Origin of the sequence: Nocardia farcinica (assembly GCF_029867845.1) — a bacterium.
GTDB lineage: Bacteria > Actinomycetota > Actinomycetes > Mycobacteriales > Mycobacteriaceae > Nocardia > Nocardia farcinica_A.
In genome coordinates, this window is sequence record NZ_JARWRU010001067.1 from 1 (window position 1) to 3704 (window position 3704).

A 3704-nucleotide genomic window follows, 5' to 3' on the forward strand; every position below is an offset into this window, starting at 1 on the left:
GTCCAGGTGCGGGGCGAAGGCCTCGGCGACCGGGATGCCGACCACCTGCACCGGCGAGAGCCAGGCCGGGAAGGCGCCCGCGTAGTGCTCGGTGAGCACGCCGAAGAACCGCTCGATGGAGCCGAACAGCGCGCGGTGGATCATCACCGGTCGCTGCTTGCTGCCGTCGGAGGCGGTGTACTCCAGGTCGAACCGCTCGGGCAGGTTGAAGTCCAGCTGGATGGTCGACATCTGCCAGGTGCGGCCGAGCGCGTCCTTGGCCTGCACGGAGATCTTCGGGCCGTAGAAGGCGGCGCCGCCCGGATCGGGCACCAGCTCGAGCCCGGAGGCCTCGGCCACCTTGGCCAGGGTCTCGGTGGCCTCGTCCCAGATCTCGTCGGAACCGACGAACTTCTTCGGGTCCTTGGTCGACAGTTCCAGGTAGAAGTCGTCGAGGCCGTAGTCGGCGAGCAGACCGAGCACGAACTGCAGCGTGTTCGTCAGCTCCTGGTGCATCTGCTCCTTGGTGCAGTAGATGTGCGCGTCGTCCTGGGTCATGCCGCGCACCCTGGTCAGGCCGTGCACCACGCCGGACTTCTCGTACCGGTACACCGAGCCGAACTCGAACATCCGCAACGGCAGCTCCCGGTAGGAGCGTCCGCGCGAGCGGAAGATCAGGTTGTGCATCGGGCAGTTCATCGGCTTGACGTAGTAGTCCTGGCCGGGCTTGCGCACGGTGCCGTCGTCGTTGTACTCGGCGTCCAGGTGCATGGCCGGGAACATGCCGTCGCGGTACCAGTCCAGGTGGCCGGAGACCTCGAACAGGTGGCCCTTGGTGATGTGCGGGGTGTTGACGAACTCGTAGCCGGCCGCCACGTGCCGCCTGCGCGAGTACTCCTCCAGCTCCTTGCGGATGATGCCGCCCTTGGGGTGGAACACCGGCAGGCCGGAGCCCAGCTCGTCGGGGAAGCTGAACAGGTCGAGTTCGAGGCCGAGCTTGCGGTGGTCACGACGCTCGGCCTCGGCCAGCACGTGCAGGTGCTCCTCCAGCGCCTCGGCCGACTCCCAGGCGGTGCCGTAGATGCGCTGCAGGCCCTCGCGGTTCTGATCGCCGCGCCAGTAGGCGGCCGAGCTGCGGGTCAGCTTGAAGGCGGGGATGAACTTGGTGGTGGGGATGTGCGGGCCACGGCACAGATCGCCCCAGACCTTCTCGCCCGTGCGCGGGTCGAGATTGTCGTAGATGGTCAGTTCCTTGCCGCCGACCTCCATGACCTCCGGGTCGTCGATGCCGGACTTGTCGCTGATCAGCTCCAGCTTGAACGGCTCGTCCGCCAGCTCGGTCCTGGCCTCGTCGATCTCGACCACGCGGCGGGAGAACCGCTGCGCGCCCTTGACGATCTTCTTCATCCTGGATTCCAGCTTGGCCAGATCCTCCGGGGTGAAGGGGCGATCGACCTGGAAGTCGTAGTAGAAGCCGTCCTTGATCGGCGGGCCGATGCCCAGCTTGGCCTCGGGGAACTCCTGCTGCACGGCCTGGGCGAGCACGTGCGCGGCCGAGTGCCTGATAACGCTGCGCCCGGCCTCGGTGGAGGCGGCGACGGCCTCGACCTCGGTGTCGACCTCGGGGGTCCAGGACAGATCCTTCAGGTTGCCTTCCGAGTCGCGAACCACCACGACGGTGTCCGGGCCCTTGGTCGGCAGTCCCGCTTCCCGCACCGCGGCGCCCGCCGTAGTCCCGGCCGGCACCCGGACGAGGGTGGACGGACTGAGCGGGGCTGAGGTCGTCACGACGGCGCTCTCCTTGGCATGTTCAGGGGCGGGCAGGTTCCCGCGCGGCAACACCGGCGGCGTGTGCGCTCCGGCGCGACCATGCTATCGGCACCCGCGCACGCGCGTGTCGATGGACCGGCGCTCGCGCGCTCAGTGACCGGCGCTGTATCTCTCCAGGAGGCCGGCGCGCTCGTCGGCGGGGCGCTTGGGGCAGCTGGTGCACATCTGCGCGCCGGGGACCTCGAACACCAGGCAACAGGAGATGCGGCGGACGAAGGTGCGCCCGCCCGCCTCCACGAAGCGCGGGACGGGCAGTTTGCCGCCGATCTGCCCCGCCAGGGCGGTGGCCAGCTGCGGGGCGCCCGCGTCGATGGCGCGGTTGCCGATCGCGTCGGCGACGACGGCCCACAGGGCGGGCATGCCCGCACCAGACACCTGGGCCACCACGGGGACGATCCGGGTGAGGGTTTCGCGCAGGGACAGCGCGGCGAGCAGGTCGGGGTCGCCCGTGCCCGTGCGGACGTCGCGTTCCGGGCGCGGGATCATCCGCTCGATCCCGCCGTCGGGGCGCAGTTCGCAGTCCAGTGCCTCCAGCCCGGCGGGCGGGGCGGGCCTGCCCTCGGCACGCGCGGCGATCACCTGGTCCACCAGTGCCGAGGCGACCATGCACCACCACAGCGTCCCGGCGACGCGGGGCGCGCCTGCGCCCCAGGAGGCGCCGAGCGCCGCGATCCGGTCCCGCACCCAGGAGGGGCGGGTCAGCGCGATCGCGGGCGCCGTACCGCTCGGTGCTGTATTGCTCGGTGCTGTATTGCTCGGTGTTGCACTGCTCAGCGTTGTAGTGGACTGCGCAACCATTCCCATTCGACTCCGATCCAGCCGGCGAACCATCCGAACGTGTTGAGAACCCACAGCGTGGCCACGACCACGGCGGCCGTGAGGAGCACGCCGAGCACCCGGATGCCCAGGCCGCGCGCCGAGTACCACGCCATCACCTTCCGGTACCGGTGACGCACCCAGCGCAGGACGTGCTGCGCCCACGCGAATTCGCTGGCGAGGATGCCGAGGCCGGCGAACACCATGGCCCAGCCGGGCCCCGGATAGGGGATCGCGAGGATGCCGACGGCGAGCACGATCGTGCCGACGACACCGATTCCGATCCGGTAGGCGAGGTTCAGCGTAGGCCGGGCGGCCACCCACGCGCGGAAGGCGCGCAGGCGATGTCGCAACGCCAGAGAGGTCCGGCGGCGCCAGGTGTCCGCACGTCGGCTGGTCGTCTCGCCCGCCTGCCGCGGCGCCTCGGAGGTCGTGGTCCGCGGGCTCGACCCGCCTGTGGAATCCGGCACGATGCTCACCTCGCCAGCCTAGAGATTCACACCAGTTCCGGCAGGCCCGTGGTGCGCTCCCCGGCAGGGTCCTGTCTGCCTGGCCCGGCCGGCCGCGCGCCCGCCCGCGCGGCCACCGGTTCGCCGATCGGGACGATGCCCTCGGCGGTCACCTCGACCACCCGCGCCGTGGCGATGTCGAAGAACAGTCCCGACACCGTGACACCACGCTCGGCGGCCGCTCTGCGCACCGCGGGATGCCGCCGCAGGTTGTCCACCTGCACCGCCACATTGACCATGCCGAGCTGGTCGATCTCGGAATAGCCCGCGGCGCGCGCGGCCGCGGCGACCGGGTGCCCGTCCAGGAAGCGCCGCAAGCTCGGCTGCGCGTGCACCAGCCACGGCGCGAGCCCGGGATCGGCGGCGCCGCCGGAGCGCAGCGCGGTCATGGCGCCGCAGCCGGAGTGCCCGCACACCACCACGCAGCGCACGGTCAGCTCCTCGAGCGCGAAGGTCAGCGCGGCGTCGATGGAAGCGTCCCCGCCGGCGGGGACCAGATTGCCGACATTGCGGACGGTGAACAGATCGCCGGGCCCGCTGTTGGTGATGACATTGGGCACGATCCTGGAA

Annotated in this window: 4 protein-coding genes; all 4 read right to left on the minus strand. The window is 70.6% G+C overall.

Going from position 1 to position 3704, the window contains the following annotated elements; genetic code table 11:
* On the minus strand, positions 1 to 1767 hold a 1767-nt coding region (gene thrS / locus QH283_RS23535), incomplete at its 3' end, for a threonine--tRNA ligase (RefSeq protein WP_280505119.1).
* Between the two features lie 132 nt (positions 1768 to 1899).
* Positions 1900 to 2607, minus strand: coding sequence for a (2Fe-2S)-binding protein (locus tag QH283_RS23540; RefSeq protein WP_280505120.1), 708 nt, complete (start codon positions 2605 to 2607; stop codon positions 1900 to 1902).
* Complete coding sequence (locus QH283_RS23545) at positions 2580 to 2984, minus strand: TIGR02611 family protein (RefSeq protein WP_280505122.1); 405 nt, start codon at positions 2982 to 2984, stop codon at positions 2580 to 2582. The genes QH283_RS23540 and QH283_RS23545 overlap by 28 nt, the downstream gene beginning before the upstream one ends.
* A 137-nt stretch (positions 2985 to 3121) precedes the next feature.
* On the minus strand, positions 3122 to 3704 hold a 583-nt coding region (locus tag QH283_RS23550; protein ID WP_280505121.1), incomplete at its 5' end, for a carbonic anhydrase.